Origin of the sequence: Candidatus Mycobacterium wuenschmannii (assembly GCF_030252325.1) — a bacterium.
In the GTDB taxonomy this organism is placed as follows: Bacteria; Actinomycetota; Actinomycetes; order Mycobacteriales; family Mycobacteriaceae; genus Mycobacterium; species Mycobacterium wuenschmannii.
Genome location: NZ_CP126981.1, coordinates 2,658,223 through 2,675,166 on the forward strand (window position 1 = coordinate 2,658,223; position 16,944 = coordinate 2,675,166).

Below are 16,944 nucleotides of genomic sequence, written 5' to 3' on the forward strand. Positions count from 1 at the left end.
TATGTCGGCGCTGACCGGTTTTCGGGTCGTCGAGCTGGCGGAGTCCGTTGCCGGGGAGTACTGCGGGAAACTGCTGGCGGACTTCGGCGCCGAAGTGATCAAGGTCGAACGCCCGGGTGGTAGCCCCACCCGGGCGATGGCGCCGATCGTCGGCGAGGGCGGCCCGGAGTGCAGCGCGGTGTTCGCCTACCTGAACACCAACAAGCGCTCGGTCGTGATCGACGGCGACGGGATGAACGCTCTGATCGCGTCGGCCGACGCCGTGATCGGAGAGCAGTCGGTCGCCGAGATTGCCGGCGACCATCCCGACACGGTGTTCTGCGCGGTCACTCCGTACGGCGTGCAGGCGCCTGCCGAGTTGCACAATGCCGCCAGCCTCAACGTCTTTCACGCCAGCGGCTGGGGCTTTCACACCCCAGCCATGCCGATCCAGCCAAACCGCCGCTGAAGGGACCGGGCCGTTTCCTGGCCGACTACGAGGCGGGCCTGGACGCTGCGCTGTGTGTGGTGTCGTCGCTGTTCTCCCGGTTGCACAGCGGCGCAGGACAATTCGTCGATGTGTCGATGCATGCCGTGCTGGCGTCGCGCGCCGACTGCGTGTTGGGCCGCTACATCACCGGAGAGATCTCGCCGGAGAACACCCGCGACGACTACGACCAGCAAGGACCCGCCTCGTTCTTCGAGTGCGCGGACGGCTTCGTCTACCTTTACATGACCAGCGGCAGTCACTGGGCCGGGGTGAAAGAGTTGATGGGTCGGCCGGATTGGCTCGACGAGTTCGAAGACGACTGGCTGGAGTTCTCGGTCACCCCGGACAAGGTGGCGAGGTTTCGACAGGGCTTCGCGGAATGGGTCAGCGGGCTGGACAAGGATTCGGCCTCCGAGCGGGCCCAGCGCCTCAACGTTCCGCTGGTGCCCGTCACCGGGGCCACCGATCTGAGAACCGCACCACAGTACCGGCACCGCGGCTTCTTTCAGGACGTCACCCATCCGGTCCTAGGCGACGCGGCGTATCCCGGCGTGCCCTACCTGTTGAGCGCATCGCCGGCGCGGATCACCGGTCCGGCGCCCGCGCTCGGGCAAGACAAAGTCGCCGTGCATCGTGCTCCGAAAGCCGTTTCCCAGCAACTGAAACCATCGAAATTCGCGCGTGGCGGGCCGCTGCAGGGGGTGCGAGTTGTCGAGCTCACCAAGGTATGGGCCGGCCCGTACGCGGGCAAACTGCTGGCCTTCCTGGGCGCCGAGGTGATCAAGGTCGAGAGCTCGACCCACCCCGACGAGATGCGGGCCTACGGCGGTACCGACATCAACCACGCGCCGTTCTTTCTCAGCATCAACCCCGAGGTGCTCAGCGTCGAACTGGATCTGAAGTCACCCGACGACATCGGGCGTCTTCGCGCCCTGATCGCGCAGAGCGATATCGTGCTCAACAACCTGCGCCCCGGCGCGATGGAGCGGATGGGCCTGGGCTACCCGGATCTCAAAAGCGTGAAGCAGGACATCATTTCGGTGTCGATCAAGATGTGGGGAAACGACGGCCCGCTGGGCTATCAGACCGGCTACGCGCCGTGCTTCGCCGCGCTCGCCGGGGTCGCGTCATTGGTCGGCTACTCGGGCGGAGCACCGCTGGGCACCAGCATGCGCTATGGCGATTCGACCGTCGGGGCCGCCGCCGCGTTCGCTGCGGTCGCGGCATTGCTTCATCGGGACCTCACCGGCGAGGGCCAATTCGTGGACGTGTCCGCCGTCGAAACCCTCTCGTCGATGATCGGCGATTGTCTACTCGCACAGGAACTCACCGGAATCCCTTTACTGCCCGACGGAAACCGGCACGCCGACATGGCTCCACACGGCTGCTACCCGTGCACCGACGGCGACTGGATCAGCATCGCCGTGGCCGATGACACGCAATGGCAGCACCTGTGCGACGCGCTTGGCGTGGCCGACCCCCGCTACGCAACATCGGCCGGACGGCTCGCCCACACCGACGAACTCGACCGAGACCTAGCGGCGGTGACCCGAACCCATGACGCGGACGCACTGGCACAACGGCTTCGGGCCGCCGGCGTGCCCGCGAGCAAGAGCGCCACCACCCTCGACGTCATCAGCCACCCGCTGCTGTGGGATCGCGAACTCTACCGCTTCGTCAGCGATCACCGGGAAGGGCAGCGACCGGTGCTCGCCGCGCCGTGGCGGATGTCGGTTCGTGAGGCCGAGATCGCCCGCGGCGCCCCCGACCTGGGTGAGCACGACGACTATGTTCGTAACGAGATCCTGAGGGAGGGCAGATGACCACCACCCTTGCCGGCACCGCCGCGTTGGTCACCGGCGCCAGCAGCGGCATCGGCGCCGCGACCGCACGGGCACTGGCCGCCGAGGGCGCCGCCGTCGCGCTGCTGGCTCGCCGTGCCGACCGACTCGACCAACTGAAAGCCGAGATCGAGGCCGCCGGCGGCACGGCGCTCGCGGTGCCCGCCGACGTCACCGACTCCGACCAGGTCGCCGCCGCGGTGCAGCGCACCGTCGACGGACTGGGCCGGCTGGACACCGTCGTCAACAACGCCGGACTGATGCGGATGTCGCCGGCTTCCGAAGCACCACTGCAGGATTGGGACGACCTGGTCCGGGTCAACATCCAAGGCGTCCTCTACGTCACCCGCGCCGCGATCCCGCACCTGATCGGTGCCGCCGCCGATTCGCCGCGCGGCGTCGCAGATATCGTCACGATCAGTTCCACCGCCGGCTGGGTGGCCCGGCCGGGCACCGCCGTCTACTCGCTCACCAAGTTCGGCGTCAACGCCTTCAGCGAGGGAATCCGGCAGGAGCTGATCGGCAGCCGGGTCCGGGTCGGCGTGGTGGGCCCCGGCACCGTCGACACCGAGATCAGCGAGCACCTGCCCCCGGAGCGTCGCGCCGCCTTCGACCGGCAGACCGCCGGCATGGTGAAGCTGGCGTCGGAGGACATCGCCGACGCGGTGCTGTACGTCGTCACCCGCAACCGCCGCGTCGCCATCAACCACATGCTGGTGCGCGCCGCCGAACAGACGTGGTGATGCCGGCCGACCGATGGGTGACCGGCGACCACCTCGGTCTGCCGATACCCGCCGATCCGGACGCGTTACGTGCCAGTGGCACAACCTTTCTCACCCACGCTTTTCGTGCCTACGGCGCGCTCGACAGCCCGGTCGCGCGGATCAGCCACTTCGTCGACGTTCCCGGTGGCAGCACTGGCCGCAAGGTCAGCCTGGACGTCGAATACGAACAGCCCGGGTCCCCGACCGAGTTGTTCGTGAAGTTCTCCCGCGACTTCGACGACCCGATTCGCGACCGCGGCAAGACGCAGATGGAGTCGGAGGTGTTGTTTGCCCTCCTCTCCCGTGAACCGGGCTTTCCCGTCACCGTCCCGGCCACCCAGTTCGCCGACTATCACCGCGCGACCGGCACAGGCCTGCTGATCTCGCAGCGAATCCCGTTCGGCAGCAACGGTATCGAGCCGCAGTATCACAAGTGTCTGGACTACCAGATGCCGGTGCCGCTCGAGCACTATCGAGCGCTGATGACCGCGCTGGGCCGCGTGGTCGGCGGCCACCGGTCCGGGCGGATCCCGGTCGGCGATCAATTTCCGGTCGACATGCAGGCCGCGCAGGTCGGCGAACGCGCGCCGATGAGCCCCGAACAGCTGGGCCGACGGCTGGACCGGCTCGCCGAGTTCGCGGACACCTGCCCGGGGCTTTTACCCGCCAATATTTGCTCACAACAGTTTCTTTCGCGTCTCCGCCAGGATGCCCCGCGATTCCTCGATCAGGAACCCGCCGTCTGGGACCACCTGACCGACCACCCCGACTTCATCGCGTTGTGCCACTGGAACGCCAACGTCGACAACGCCTGGTTCTGGCGAGGCGCGGACGACGTACTGCGCTGCGGGCTGATGGACTGGGGTTGCGTCGGGCAGATGAATGTCGCGATGGCGCTGTGGGGCGCGATGTCCGGCGCCGAGACGCGGATGTGGGACGACCACCTCGACGAACTGCTGGACGTATTCGCCACGGAAGTACGTCGTTGTGGCGGGCCCGAACTCGGCCTACCCGAGCTCAAGCGACAGGTGATGCTCTACGTCGGGATCATGACGGTCGCGTGGCTGCTCGACATTCCCGCGCTGATCCGCAAGCGTTTCGGCGCCGCTGCCGCGACGATGACCCGCACGGACCCGGGCATCCAGGACGACGAGGGCGTGCGCGCCCCGCTGCAGATGCTCACCAATGCGCTGAATCTCTGGGAGACACAGCGATTCGGCGACCTACTGCCATAGCGGGCTGGCGGTCAGCACCCGCGGCCCGTCGTCGGTGACGGCCACGCTGTCACGCCGCAACACCCCGCCCACGCCCTGCTGCCACACGTAGCCGGTGAGCGCCAGCACCATGCCGGGGTCGAGTCGTTCGGCATCGGCGGTCAGCGGCAGTTGCCGCGAGATCACCGGCGGGTCGAAGCCGAGACCCAGGCCGTGCGCAACCGCCATCGGTGGTGCCGGCTCACCTGCGGCCTCGTAGGCGGCGAGCAGGTCGCCGGCTCGCGCGCCGGGTCGGCAGACGGCAATCAGCTTGTCCCACAGATGGTTCGAACGCCGGTAGAGGTCGCGCGTCGCGTCCGTAGTCTCCCCCACCGGCCAGGTGCGGGCCACCTCCGCGACGTAGCCGTCGGCCAGCGCACCGGCGCTGAACACGACCAGGTCGCCGTCGCGCACGTCGCCGTGGGCGCGTTGCCAGGGGCGCTCGCGCGACGTCACCCAGGCGGCGTCCTGGGTCGCCGGGGTGCTCACTCCGCCGGCCGCCATGGCTTCCAGCACCGCACCCGCCAGCGACTGCTCGGTCACGCCCGCCCGCAACTCGGCGACGGCTGCGGCGACCCCGGCCTCGGCGACCCGCACCGCCGCCGACATCGCCGCGACCTCGTCAGCCGTCTTTGTCCTGCGTGCCGCCAGCATCGGCAGTTCGCCGTCGACGAACTCCGCGTTCGGGAACGCCAACGGCAGCAGTGTGGCGAAAGTCGGTGTGATCGCATCGGTTCCGACCCGCTTCGCAGTCGACGACCCGTCGATGTTCTTCAGCACGTCGATGAACGTCATCGGATTCCAGGCCAGGCCGTAGAGTCGATCGCGGCCGATCTCCTCGGGGACGCCCTCGTCGTCGGTGCTCATCATGAAGATCTCGCCGCTGCCGCGCAGCATCACACAGACCGGCCCGAAAGGCCTTGTGCCGCCGATCCACAACTGCGGGGCCCCGGTCACATAGCGGACATTGGCCTGACGGCCCAGCACCAGCACGTCGATGTCGTGCGCGTCCATCTGCTCCAGCGCGCGTTGCCGACGGCCGAACCGGAGTTCGCGGCCGTCGGGAAGAACATCCACGGCCATCAGCGCGGACCGTAGGGCGTATACGGGTAGTCGGTGATCCGCGTGCAGCCCTCTTCGGTGATGACCACGATCTCCTCGCTGCGATAGCCGCCGGTGCCGTCCTCCCACACCACGGGTTCCAGCACCAGAGTCATCCCGACCGGGAAGACGAAGTTGTCGTCGAACTCCTCGCCGAGGTCCGTGCCGATCATCGGCGCCTCGGCCGGATAGATGCCGATGCCGTGCCCGAGGTAGAAGTGCGGCAGCCACGGCTTCTTGCCGCCGTTGGCCGCGATCGCCGCGCGGGCCAGATCACCCGACGTGGCACCGGCTTTGGTGACGCCGAGTACCGCGTCGAGGATGTGCTGCCACTGCTGGTACTGGGCCTGCTGGCGGGCCGTCGGCTGCTCACCGACGATCCAGGTACGCCCGAAGTCCGAACAGTAACCCGCATAGCTGATGCTGATGTCGGTCCACAGCACGTCGCCCCTTTCGAGTTCGCGCTCGTTGGTCAGCAACGGCAGCGCGAGATCACCGTGCGTGGTCCACACACCCTCGGCCCGCGAGCGCGGCATCACCTGCCAGATCGCCTCCAGCATGTTGGCGGTCGCACCGAGTTCGAACACCCGGCGCACCAGCTTCGCCGACAGATCTGTCTGCCGCACACCGGGTTTGAGTTGTTGCTGGACATCGACCATCGCGGTCTCGGTGATCCGCATGGCCGCGCGCAGGCAGGCCACCTGGTCTGGCGTCTTGACGAGGTTCGATGCCCCGATCACCAGTGCGGCCTCCGAGGGTGGCCCGCCGGGGAAGATCCGGTTGGCGGCGCGCCGCATCGCGCCGGTCATCTCGTCGACCGCGACGTGGGCCCCGGGCGGAATCAGATCGGCGAGCACCCGGGCGAACTGGTCCACGCCCTCGTCGAGTTCGAGATACAGCGCATCGTGCAGATGATCGTGCGGCACTTGGGTTTCCGACGCGGCACCGCCGCGGAACGGCAGAAAGAGGTGCGGGTGCGGGTCGTCGGCCAACACGATGGCGACCGGACGCTCGACGTGCGACAGCCCGGCGTCGAGCACCGGCCAGCTGGCACCGGTGGAGTAAACGACGTTGTCGTTCATCAGCAGGATCATCGCGTCGACGCCGTGCTCGCCCATTGCGGCGCGCAATCGGGCGCTGATGTCGCGGTGCATCCGCGCGAAGTCGGGCTCGTCGGGAATGACGAAGCTCTGGACGGAAGCCGTCATCAGATGCCCAGGAACTTCTTGATGTTGCCGCTGACGATCTTCGCGGCGTTCTCGGGACCGACCGCGTCGACGACGGCGGCCAGCGACTTCTCCGAGTAGCCGTAGCTGCTCTCGTTGTGCGGGTAGTCCGACGACCACATCACCCTGTCGACGCCGATCTGGTCGATCAGCTTCAGTCCGAGCGGGTCGACGATGAACGACGCGCTCATGTGGGTGTCCCAGTAGTACCGAATGTCGTGCTGCAGCGGGTGATCAAGCATGTGCTGGTAGGAGGCCAGCACATGCTCGGCATCCTGCAGGGCCGGCGGGATCCAGGCGATGCCACCTTCGAACCAGCCGATCCGCAAGCTCGGGTGCCGGTCCAGGATGCCGCCGAAGATGTACTTGGAGAACATCTCTCGAAACCCGTCGATGTTCACCATCATCGCGACCGCGACGTTGTTGACCTCGCACGGCGCCTTCGGCGGCGTCTCGCCGATGTGGTGGGTGATCGGCAGGCCGGACTCTTCGATGGCTTCCCAGACCGGTCTCATTGCGCTGCACGCGTAGTCCATCATGACGCCGTCGTCGCCGTTGCCCGGGTTGAGCGGCAACAGAAACGTCTTCAGTCCCAGCGACTTCAGCTCGGCCAGCGTGCGTTTCGCGCCGTCGGCGTCCCACCAGTTGATCAGGCCGACGCCTAGGAAGTGGCCGTCGGAGCGCTCCTGCAGATCGGCGATGTAGGCGTTGTAGATCCGAAACACCCGCTCGCGCATCGGCTTGTCGGGGAAGCCGAACATGGCCAGCAGTGCGTTCGGGAAGGCGAGTTCGCGGTCGACGCCGTCCTCGCGCAATTCGCGGATGCGCGCGTCGATGTTGTTGGTGGCGGCCCCGGCCAGGTCGTCGTACTGCATGAGCACCGCACTGAACACGTCGGGCAGGAACGACTGGCCCTGGTGGCCGATCTGATAGGCACCGTCCTCGTACCAGATCCGCGGCGCGGCGTCCTTGAGGTCGTCTGGCAGACGCTCGTAGAAGATGTCGGCGGCCAGCGAGATGTGCGTGTCGGCGGAAAACACCTCGGTGCCGGCGGGCAGACCGACGCTCCCCTGCGCCCGGCCGTGCCGGTTCTTCGGCGCGCCGAAGCCTCCGGGTGGATAAAGCGTGTTGGCTTGGGTCATTGTTCCAGCGCACCACACTGCGTCAGATCCGTCAGGCGATCGGGGATTAACTCTTCGACGACCATCAGTACCGGTGCCTGGCGGTTACGGGCGGATAGGTGACGCCGGTGAGCTCTTCGGACATCCGCCACACCCGGTCGACGACGTCTTGGTCGCGCGCCAACGCCGGCAGGCGTGCGAAAGTGACTCCACCGCCGGAGGTTTCGTACAGCCCGCGCGGCCCGTAGTAGGCGCCGCCCTCCGCGTCCGGTGATGCCGCGGCATACAGCGTGGGCTTGATGCCCTCGTCGACGTCGAGCCACATGAACGGGATCAGCCGCCAGGACAGCCGGGCCAGGCGCGCCGACAGCGTCGGCTTTCCCGCGCCGTACGACGCCCCACTGAGCAGGTTCGTCTTGCTCAGCCCGGGGTGGGCGGCGTTGGACAGCACGCCCCAATTGCCCTCACTGCTACGACGATTCAGTTCGAGCGCGAAGATCAACTGCGCGAGTTTCGCGATACCGTATGAGCCCATCGGCTGGTACCCGCTGCGTGCGTTGGCGTCGGTGAAGTCGACCTTGCGCTGGCCGGCGGCCAGGCTGCTGACCGTCACGACCCGTGCGGCACGCAGCAGCGGCAGCAGATGGCCCGTCAAGGCGAAGTGCCCGAGGTGGTTGGCACCGAACTGCAGTTCGAAGCCGTCGTCGGTCTGCTCCCGCTTCGGCGGTGTCATCACCCCGGCGTTGTTGATCAGGATGTCGACCGGCCGGCCTTCGGCGACCAGCTCACGGCCCAGTGCGGCAACGCTTTTCAGCGATGCGAGGTCCAGCGTCCTGATGGTCAGCTTGGCGTGCGGGACGTCGGCGCGGATCGCGGCCACGGCGGCTTCGCCCTTGGACCGGGTGCGGATCGCGAGCACGACGTCGGCGCCCGCCTCCGCGAGCCGCTTCGCCAGGCCGAAACCCAGGCCGCTGTTGGCGCCGGTGACCACGGCCTGGCGGCCCGACAGGTCGGGTACGGACAGCGCGAGAGCACCGCGGTTCACCATGTGACAGGCAGCTCGTAAATTCCATACGCCAGCGCGTCGTGCTTGAACGGCAGCTCGTCGATCGGTGCCGCCAGCCGCAGCGTCGGGATGCGGCGAAACAGCGTGTGCAGCACGATCTGCAGCTCCATCCGGGCCAGCTGCTGCCCGACGCACTGGTGCCGGCCGTAACCGAAGCCGACGTGCGGGTTGTCCTCGCGCAGCAGATCCAGCTGATCCGGGTTGGGGTAGCGCCGCGCGTCCCAGTTCGCCGGCGGGACGTCGAGGATGATGCCCTCGCCGGCCCGGATCAGCTCACCGTCGAGTTCGATGTCCTCGGTCGCGATCCGCCGCTGGCCGGTCTGGATGATGCTGAGGTAGCGCATCAATTCTTCGACGGCGGTGGCGACGACCTTCGGATCGTCGGTGTCACGCAACAGCTTCAGCTGGTCGGGGTGCTCCAGCAGGGCGACGATCGCCAGGCTGATCATGTTGGCCGTGGTCTCGTGCCCGGCAATCAGCACCCCGGTGGCCAGCTGCGCCGCCTCCCGCACACTGAGCTCCTCGGCGTTGACCCGCTCGGCGAGATCGCCGACCAGGTCCTCGGTCGGGTTCTCCATCCGGGTGCGCACCAACTTGGCGATGTAGCGCGCCAGCTCGGTGGCGCCTTCGGCCGACTCCTCGGCGCTGGCGTAACGACCCATCCCTCGGCTGGCCTGCTGCTGAAAGAACTCAGCGTCCGAATACGGCACGCCCAGAAGCTGACTGATCACCAGCGACGGGACCGGCAGCGCCAAGGTCTCGACCAGCTCGGCGGGCTGCGGGCCGGCCAGGATCGCGTCGACGTGGTCGTCGGTGATCTTCTGGACGGCCGGGCGTAGACCCTCGACCCGCTTGAAGGTGAACGGCTTGGACAGCATGCGCCGAAACCTGGTGTGCTCCTCGGCATCCGCGGTGAACACCGAGCGCGGCCGCTTGTCGACGGTGGCCTGCATGCCCTCGTTCCAGTGCGGGTAGCCGGGCTTGCGGTCGTCGACGCTGGCGCGCGCATCGGTGAACAACGAGCGGATAGCCTCGTAGCCGGTGATCAGCCACGGCGTGCTGCCGTCCCAGATCCGGACCCTGCTCAGTTGCTTGGTGGCGTTGAGCTGCAATGCAATTGGCGCGGGGGCCAACGGGCAGCGCGCCTCGCGGGCCATCGGATAGTCCGGGATCAAAGTGTCAGACATGCCGCTCCTTCTCACGTGACGAACCCAAGTCGGTCACCGGCGCGCGCCACAGGCCGACGATCGCATCGGTCAGCCCCTCGGCCGCGGTCGGCCAGCTGGACCGCGCCCGCGGCCCGTGTTCGGCGAGTTCGCCCTCGTGCTCGGCGCAGGTGTGCATCAACAGGTTTCGGGCCATCACCATGCGCTCGAACCGCACCCGCTTGGGCAGGTCGGGTAGGCAGCGGTTGATGCCGTCGATCGCCCGCACCAGCACCTCGGACCCGAGAGCATCTTTGGTGACCACCTGCCGGTAGGTCGGATCGGCCATCGCCTGCGCGGCGAAGCGCGCATACCAACTCGGATTGCCCAGTGCGGCGAGGTGATCGGTGAGCGGACGGACGAGGGTGCCCACCCAGTCCCGCAACTCGTTCGACCTCGAGACGTCGGCGAGCATCTGCGCACGCAGTTCCTCGATCGGCACGCGGTGCTTGCTCTCGATCGCGCGCAACAGGTCGGTCCGCGTGCCGAAGTGGTAACACGCCGCGGCGTTGTTGCCTTGGCCGGCCGCCTCGCTGATCTGCCGGTTGGATACCGCGTACATGCCGCGCTCGGCAAACAATCGCTCGGCCGCCGCGAGGATCACTTCCCGGGTTCCCGTGGATCGATCGTTACGCAGGACTCGGGCGGCGGTCACCGACCCAGTGAACACCCGCCCCAGAGTTAAATCAAGCAATTTATTTAACAGTCAGTAGACCAACTAAACGTTTGGTCGGCACCGGGAATGCTCGGCGTATATAGTCAAGCGAACTGCTGCGCTCCGACTTCGATACCGAACTTGATAGACGTCCAATAACCTATCGCGGATAACCGACGCGGCACCCCGAGCTTCGCATCACATCGGAGGAGACGTTGCCGCGCAATCTCGTCACCCGGGTCGCCACGCGACTGATGGAGACGACGGCGTCGACGGTTGCGGAAGTCAACGAGCAGGTCCTTGCCGAACTCGTCGAGCATCTCGACATCGATTGCGCGTTCCTGCGGCACAACGACCACAAGGTCAGGGTGTCCAAGCTGGTGGCGCTGTGGCCGCCGCGGCGCGACCGGTCGGTGCCCGACCCGTCGGCCATCGCCCACTTCAGCAGTGCCGACCCGGTCCTGGCGCTGTGCGAGCACGGCAAGAAGTTGACGATCGTCCGGCCGGAGCCTTCCGAGGCCACCGCCGAGCGCTGGGTGGCGGCGGCTCAGGAGCGCTGGGGTCTCGACGCATCGAAGATCACCTCGCCGTCGGTCGTCGCGGCACCACTCATCTCCGGCGGCGTCACCACCGGGCAGCTCACCTGCGTGCGGTTCAAGAAGAAGAAGTGGAAAACCGAGGAGCTCAACGCAATTCAGACGGTCGCATCGCTGTTGGCCCAGCTGCAGGCCCGCATCACCGCCGAGGCGAAGCTGCGCAACCTCGCCGAGCGCGACGATCTGACCGGTCTGCACAACCGCCGCGCGCTGATGGCCCATCTGTCCGAGCGCCTCGCCGCCGGCCAGCCGGGCCCGGTCCCGGTGTTGTACCTGGACCTCGACCGGCTGAAGTCGATCAACGACTATCTCGGCCACACGGCCGGCGATTGGTACATCCGCACGTTCGCCGAGCAGCTTCGGATGAAGGCCGGCGTCAAGAGCATGACCGCCCGCCTCGGCGGCGACGAGTTCGTCGTCGTCCCCGACCGCTCGATGTCGTTGGAGGCGGCGGAGAAGACGGCCGACGAACTCTGCGCGGCACTGCGCGATCGGATGGCCCTGGGCGGCCACATGATCACCCGGACGGTCAGCATCGGCGTCGCGGTCGGCACACCGGGCCGCGACAACACCAGCGACCTGTTGCACCGCGCGGACGAGGCCGTGTTGAGCGCCAAACGGGCCGGCGGCAACAACGTCGCGACCTCCAATGACGACATGTCGCTGCAGCGCCTGTTCCGCAACGACATCGAGATGCACCTGCGCGGCGATATCGACAGCGACGCGCTGCTCCTGCACTACCTGCCCGAGGTCGACCTGTGGACCGGCGCAATCGTGGCCGTCGAGGCGCTGGTCCGATGGCGGCATCCGACCTGGGGGCTGCTGCTGCCGGAGTCGTTCATCGGCATCGTCGAGTCCGCCAACCTGGGCGGCGATCTGGGTCTATGGGTGATGCGCACCGCGATGGCGGAATTCAGTCGCTGGCGTTCGCGCGGCGTCGGGCGAGACACCACCCTGCGGCTGAATGTGTCGCCGGCACAGCTGGTCAACCGGGGCTTCGTCAGCAGCGTCGCCGAGACCATCGACGAATTCGGCATCGACGGCGGCTCGGTGTGCCTGGAAATCACTGAGCGGGCGGTGGTTCGCGACATCGACACCACCCGCAAGACCCTGGAAGCGCTCAAAGAAGTCGGGGTCCAAATCGCCATCGACGACTTCGGAACCGGCTACGCAGTGCTGTCGCACCTCAAGTCGCTGCCGGTCGACATTCTCAAGATTGACACATCTTTTGTTCGAGATTTAGGCACCAGCAGCCGGGATTTGGCCATCGTAAGGGCGATTATCGGCCTCGCCGAGGCCTTTGACCTGCAGTTAGTGGCCGAAGGGGTGGAGACTCCAGCGGCCGCTCTGACGCTGATGCGGCATGGGTGCCATCGAGCCCAAGGATACTTATTATCGCGTCCTCTCCCCGGTCAGGCCATGGAATCGCTACTCTCGACACGTTGGATGCCGATGCCATTCCTGGCGGACAGCCAGGCTCTGTCTTCGACCACGATCTGAGAAAAACGATCTGACAACATGAACGAAGTAAGCGACAAGCGCTCGGACACGACCCGCGAGCAGATTCTGCGTGCCGCGGCGCACCAATTCGCCCAGCGCCCCTATTACGCCGTCGGCCTCGACGACATTCTGGCCGAGGCGCAGTTGACCAAGGGCGCGATGTATTTCCACTTCCGCTCCAAACACGCGTTGGCGCTCGCGATCGTCGACGAGCAGACCGCGAAGTCGGGCGTCGCGGTGAAGGAATTGCTCACTCGTAAGTTGTCGGGCCTGGAGACGTTGATCGACGTCTCGTATCTGATCGCCATGGCCGACATCACCGAAAACGTGACACGTGCGGCGTTCAACCTGCTCGAGTCCGTCGGCCGCACGGAAAAGCTCCAGGAGCGGCTGCTGGGGGGCTGGATTCAGCTGCTCGGGGAGATTGCCGGGCGCGGGGTCCGTGAGGGCGACATCATCGACCGCGGCGACCCCGAGGACATCGGCCGGCTGCTGGTCTCGATCTACATGGGGATGCGTCAGGCCAGCCACCTCGACGACCCGGTCGTGCTGCTCGGCGACTACGAGAAGGCGCTGTCGACGGTTCTGCGGGGAATCGTGCAACCGGACAAGATCGATTACTTCGGGCAATTCCTGAAGCGCCGCACGGCGCTGGCGATCAAGGCCGTTTCGCCAACGCCCTGAGGGCGGCTAGCGCTCGTCGAGCCACAGCTGCTCGGTCAAATCGTGGAATGTCGCGAGCGCGATATCATCGTCGGCACGAATCAGCGCCGACTTGCTCATCAATGCGTGCACGCTCGACCCGTCCTGATGTGCCAATTCGACGACCTCATTGGCCAGCGATTGCACCATCGCCACGGCCGATCCGGTCGTGAGCGGCAGATGGAAAATCTCATCGAATTTCAGCAGTAGAACGTCGTCGCGGGAGCGACCGACCATTTCGGAGAACGCCGAATTGGCGAAGACCAGTGCTCCGTCATTGGCGATCGCCAGCACCGGAATCGGAATGCGCTCCAGCACGACCAGGGCGGGCAACTGTTTCAGGGTTGCCATCGGCGAAAGGCCCGTCTGGCCATTGCGTCGTCGCTCCACGCGCTGATTATGGTGCATTCGGACCCGCGAAAGGTGCGCTTGATCTCAATCAGCGAAATCTGTCGAAATCTGCAACCCATGTGTCTTGGATATGGGCGCCGGAATCGGTTCAACCGCCGCCACTGCGTGGAAATCGGGCGTTGAGCGCGCTGAGCATCCGTCGCGCTTCGGTCAGACGTTCGCGCACCACCACCAGGCGCTTCGGCGGATCGACATACCCATCGGCTTCGCAGCGCCGTTCCCACGCCGACTCGGCCTTGGCAACCTTCCGCTTCATCGTCTCGATGTCGCGGCGCAGTAGCTTCGCGAACAGCTGAGCCTGCGCCCCCTCAGAACGACGGGTCAGCGGAATCACGTTGCCCGCCAATGGATCGTCGCTCGAATTCGTCGCCGCCACCGCCACTCACCCCAGAAAGCCCTGGGCGTCGGTGACCGGCCAGCCGGCCGCCACCAATCGCCGCTCGACCCGCTCGGTGTCCTCCGACGACGGCAGGTCGTCGATCAATTTGGTGATGGCAACGCGCACGTCGGCGCCCTCGATCGGGGTGGGTGCGGTAGCCATCAACTCCGTGGCGACCTCGAGCACCTCGTCGTCGGACAGTCGCCGGCGCAGCAGAGCCAACAGCGGCACGTAATCGTTGGACGGGACGCCGTCGGGGTAGCCCGCTCGCAGGTAGGCGACGATCCGCGCGAGCAACCTCGACAGCGGCATGGTCGACCCCCTGACGTTCGTCGTCCTGGCTCAACACTGACCCTCGACGGTTCCCGAGGCAACGACGATGATGATCAGTAAAGATAGGATTCATGCCAAGTTCATCGACGTGGATGCGCTTGGACGCGTCTCGGTAAGGGTCAGGCGATGCGGACGGCGTTTCACGAGCAACTCGACGCGCTGACGGACACGCTCAGCAACATGTGCGGTCTCGCCGGGGTGGCGATGGATCTTGCCACCCGCGCGCTCCTGGAAGCGGATCTGGCGATCGCCGAGCAGGTGATCGGCGAGCACGAGCGCATCGTGGAGCTGCAGAGGAAGGCCGAGGAGACTGCTTTCGTGCTGCTCGCGCTGCAGTCGCCGGTGGCCGGCGACCTGCGCTTGGTGGTCGGCTCGCTGCAGAACGTGGCCGACGCCGAGCGGATGGGCGGTCTCGCACTGCACGTGGCGAAGATTGCGCGCCGCCGCCACCCCAACCACGTGCTGCCCGAAGAGGTACGGAGCCACTTCGAGGAGATGGGACGCGTGGCGGTCGAACTCGGTGAAAGTGCCAAAGCCGTTGTGGTGTCCAAGGATTCGCAGCGAGCGGCCGACATCAGTAGCGAGGACGACGCGATGGATCGGCTGCACCAGCAGTTGTTCAACGTGTTGATGGACACCGAGTGGAAGCACGGCGTAGCCGCCGCCGTCGACATCACCCTGCTCGGCCGGTTCTACGAACGCTTCGCCGACCACGCCGTCGAGATCGGCCGCCGCGTGGTCTTCGAGACGACGGGCGGAACCGTCGAACAATAGTCATCCGTAAGTGTAGACTTACCGATGCAATGCCGACCGACACTGTCGATCCGTGGGCCGCGCTGGCCGACGGCACCCGACGAACGATCTTCAAACGCCTGGCCGACGGCCCTAAGGCGGTGGGCGACCTCGCCCGTGACCTACCGGTGAGTCGGCCCGCCGTCTCCCAACACCTCGGCGTCCTGAAACGCGCGGGTCTCGTCTCAGACCGCGCCGCCGGCACTCGGCGGCTTTACCACGTGAACCCGAGCGGCCTCGAAGCTTTGCGATCCGAGCTAGATGTGTTCTGGGGCAGGGCATTAACGGCATACCAGACCCTGGCCGAAGAAGAAGGGCAGCATCCATGATCGAACCGGTCCGGCACACGCTCGTCGTCAACCTCGGCATCGAGCGGGCTTTCGCGCTCTTCGTCGAACGCTTCGACGCGATCAAACCGCGCGAACACAACCTGCTCGCAGTCCCGATCGCCCGCACCATCTTCGAGCAGCATGTGGGCGGCCACATTTACGACGTCGGTGTCGACGGCAGCGAGTGCAGGTGGTCGCGTGTGCTCGCCTATGAGCCACCGGACCGGCTGGTCTTCTCCTGGGACATCGGACCGACCTGGCAGTTGGAACCCGACCCGGCCAAGACCAGCGAGGTGGAGGTGCGGTTCACCGCCGAGTCCGACGCCCGAACACGGGTCGCTCTGGAGCACCGGCATCTCGAGCGCCACGGTGACGGCTGGCGGTCCGTCGCCGACGGGATTGGCGGCGAACGCGGGTGGCAGCTATACCTCTCCCGCTTCTCCGAACTGGCGGTCGCGCGGTGAGCGCCGACGAGAAGGCGTTGATGACCCTGGCCTACGAGGAGCGCGTCGACCTCGCCGACTTTCTCGCGACGCTGACCCCGCAGGAGTGGCAAGCGCCGAGCCTCTGCGCGAGATGGACCGTGAAAGACGTTGTCGCACATGTAGTCAGCTACGAGGAATTGTCGGCGTTTGGGCTGGCTAAGCGTTTCGCGAAAGGGCGGGTCGTGCGCGCCAACGAGGTGGGTGTACGCGAGTTCGCGCCGTTGTCCCCCTACGAGTTGGTGAACTTCTTGCGCGAGCATCTACATCCGCGGGGCCTGACGGCCGCGTTCGGCGGCATGATCGGTTTGGTCGATGGCACGGTCCATCATCAGGACATCCGGCGGGCGCTCGGCCGTTCGCGAGCCGTGCCCGCGGAGCGCCTGGAGCGGGTACTACCGCTGGTGCCGGGTAACCCCCGCCTTGGTGCCGGCCGTCGAATCAGGGGACTTCGCGTGGCGGCCAACGACATCGACTGGCAGCACGGCGACGGCCCGGAAGTCACCGGGCCGGCCGAGGCGTTGCTGATGGCGATGACGGGCCGGCCCGATGCGGTTGCCCAATTGTCCGGCGCCGGCGTCGCGACGCTTGCGGGACGCATCACTGTTCGCTCGTAGCGCTCGCGAATCGGCGTGAAACTGCGATTCGCTCGGCCAGCGGCAAAGTGCTGAAGAAGCCCATGTCCATGTGAGATCGGCGGGTGCAGAGGAAAGAACGGC

Annotated in this window: 17 protein-coding genes and 1 pseudogene; 9 read left to right on the forward strand and 9 right to left on the reverse strand. The window is 66.6% G+C overall.

All coding sequences use genetic code 11. The features are described 5' to 3' along the window. Position 1: 1 nt before the first annotated feature. The 3 genes and pseudogenes from PT015_RS12540 to PT015_RS12550 all read left to right on the forward strand — a co-directional run bounded on the left by PT015_RS12540 (position 2) and on the right by PT015_RS12550 (position 4,309). Positions 2 to 2,292 (forward strand): annotated as a pseudogene (locus tag PT015_RS12540) (CaiB/BaiF CoA transferase family protein). Further along, complete coding sequence (locus tag PT015_RS12545; protein WP_285184825.1) at positions 2,289 to 3,053, forward strand: SDR family NAD(P)-dependent oxidoreductase; 765 nt, start codon at positions 2,289 to 2,291, stop codon at positions 3,051 to 3,053. The pseudogene PT015_RS12540 and the gene PT015_RS12545 overlap by 4 nt, the downstream one beginning before the upstream one ends. After that, positions 3,053 to 4,309, forward strand: a complete 1,257-nt coding sequence (locus PT015_RS12550; protein ID WP_285184826.1) for a hypothetical protein — start codon at positions 3,053 to 3,055, stop codon at positions 4,307 to 4,309. The genes PT015_RS12545 and PT015_RS12550 overlap by 1 nt, the downstream gene beginning before the upstream one ends. Here the strand turns inward: PT015_RS12550 and PT015_RS12555 are convergent. From PT015_RS12555 to PT015_RS12580, 6 genes are all read right to left on the reverse strand, one after another. Further along, positions 4,298 to 5,410 carry a M24 family metallopeptidase gene (locus PT015_RS12555; protein ID WP_285184827.1) on the reverse strand — a complete coding sequence of 371 codons (1,113 nt, stop codon included), beginning with the start codon at positions 5,408 to 5,410 and terminating at the stop codon, positions 4,298 to 4,300. The genes PT015_RS12550 and PT015_RS12555 overlap by 12 nt on opposite strands. After that, complete coding sequence (locus PT015_RS12560; protein WP_285184828.1) at positions 5,410 to 6,636, reverse strand: M24 family metallopeptidase; 1,227 nt, start codon at positions 6,634 to 6,636, stop codon at positions 5,410 to 5,412. The genes PT015_RS12555 and PT015_RS12560 overlap by 1 nt, the downstream gene beginning before the upstream one ends. Next, positions 6,636 to 7,796 (reverse strand): amidohydrolase family protein, encoded by a 1,161-nt coding sequence (locus PT015_RS12565; RefSeq protein WP_285184830.1) that lies wholly within the window; start codon positions 7,794 to 7,796, stop codon positions 6,636 to 6,638. Before PT015_RS12565 ends, PT015_RS12560 begins: the two co-directional genes overlap by 1 nt. A 64-nt stretch (positions 7,797 to 7,860) precedes the next feature. Further along, the gene (locus PT015_RS12570) at positions 7,861 to 8,823 is read right to left on the reverse strand and encodes an SDR family oxidoreductase (RefSeq protein ID WP_390887797.1); all 963 of its coding nucleotides are present in this window, start codon (positions 8,821 to 8,823) and stop codon (positions 7,861 to 7,863) included. Beyond that, positions 8,817 to 10,028: a cytochrome P450 gene (locus PT015_RS12575; protein WP_285184832.1), complete on the reverse strand. Its 1,212-nt coding sequence runs from the start codon at positions 10,026 to 10,028 to the stop codon at positions 8,817 to 8,819. Before PT015_RS12575 ends, PT015_RS12570 begins: the two co-directional genes overlap by 7 nt. After that, complete coding sequence (locus PT015_RS12580) at positions 10,021 to 10,716, reverse strand: TetR/AcrR family transcriptional regulator (protein WP_285184834.1); 696 nt, start codon at positions 10,714 to 10,716, stop codon at positions 10,021 to 10,023. Before PT015_RS12580 ends, PT015_RS12575 begins: the two co-directional genes overlap by 8 nt. A gap of 200 nt (positions 10,717 to 10,916) precedes the next feature. On the opposite strand from PT015_RS12580, the gene PT015_RS12585 reads away from it, so the two are divergent. After that, positions 10,917 to 12,797: a bifunctional diguanylate cyclase/phosphodiesterase gene (locus PT015_RS12585; RefSeq protein ID WP_285184836.1), complete on the forward strand. Its 1,881-nt coding sequence runs from the start codon at positions 10,917 to 10,919 to the stop codon at positions 12,795 to 12,797. Positions 12,798 to 12,815: 18 nt separating this feature from the next. Continuing rightward, positions 12,816 to 13,481, forward strand: a complete 666-nt coding sequence (locus PT015_RS12590; protein ID WP_285184838.1) for a TetR family transcriptional regulator — start codon at positions 12,816 to 12,818, stop codon at positions 13,479 to 13,481. A 6-nt stretch (positions 13,482 to 13,487) separates the two neighbouring features. On the opposite strand, the gene PT015_RS12595 is transcribed toward PT015_RS12590, so the two are convergent. The 3 genes from PT015_RS12595 to PT015_RS12605 all read right to left on the reverse strand — a co-directional run bounded on the left by PT015_RS12595 (position 13,488) and on the right by PT015_RS12605 (position 14,601). After that, positions 13,488 to 13,850 carry a PAS domain-containing protein gene (locus tag PT015_RS12595; RefSeq protein ID WP_285184839.1) on the reverse strand — a complete coding sequence of 121 codons (363 nt, stop codon included), beginning with the start codon at positions 13,848 to 13,850 and terminating at the stop codon, positions 13,488 to 13,490. 148 nt (positions 13,851 to 13,998) lie between these two features. Further along, the gene (locus PT015_RS12600; protein WP_285184840.1) at positions 13,999 to 14,286 is read right to left on the reverse strand and encodes a hypothetical protein; all 288 of its coding nucleotides are present in this window, start codon (positions 14,284 to 14,286) and stop codon (positions 13,999 to 14,001) included. A gap of 6 nt (positions 14,287 to 14,292) precedes the next feature. After that, the gene (locus PT015_RS12605; protein WP_285184841.1) at positions 14,293 to 14,601 is read right to left on the reverse strand and encodes a DUF3349 domain-containing protein; all 309 of its coding nucleotides are present in this window, start codon (positions 14,599 to 14,601) and stop codon (positions 14,293 to 14,295) included. A 147-nt stretch (positions 14,602 to 14,748) separates the two neighbouring features. On the opposite strand from PT015_RS12605, the gene phoU reads away from it, so the two are divergent. From phoU to PT015_RS12625, 4 genes are read left to right on the forward strand one after another with little or no spacing between them, the layout of a single operon-like run. Beyond that, positions 14,749 to 15,396 (forward strand): phosphate signaling complex protein PhoU, encoded by a 648-nt coding sequence (gene phoU / locus PT015_RS12610; protein WP_285184842.1) that lies wholly within the window; start codon positions 14,749 to 14,751, stop codon positions 15,394 to 15,396. 29 nt (positions 15,397 to 15,425) lie between these two features. After that, a complete protein-coding gene (locus PT015_RS12615; RefSeq protein ID WP_285184844.1) occupies positions 15,426 to 15,743 on the forward strand; it encodes an ArsR/SmtB family transcription factor in 318 nt (105 codons plus the stop codon). Next, entirely contained in the window at positions 15,740 to 16,207 is a 468-nt protein-coding gene (locus tag PT015_RS12620; protein WP_285184845.1) for an SRPBCC family protein, read from the forward strand. Before PT015_RS12615 ends, PT015_RS12620 begins: the two co-directional genes overlap by 4 nt. Positions 16,208 to 16,227: 20 nt before the next feature. Continuing rightward, positions 16,228 to 16,842, forward strand: coding sequence for a maleylpyruvate isomerase family mycothiol-dependent enzyme (locus PT015_RS12625; RefSeq protein ID WP_285191086.1), 615 nt, complete (start codon positions 16,228 to 16,230; stop codon positions 16,840 to 16,842). Positions 16,843 to 16,944 lie beyond the last annotated feature (102 nt).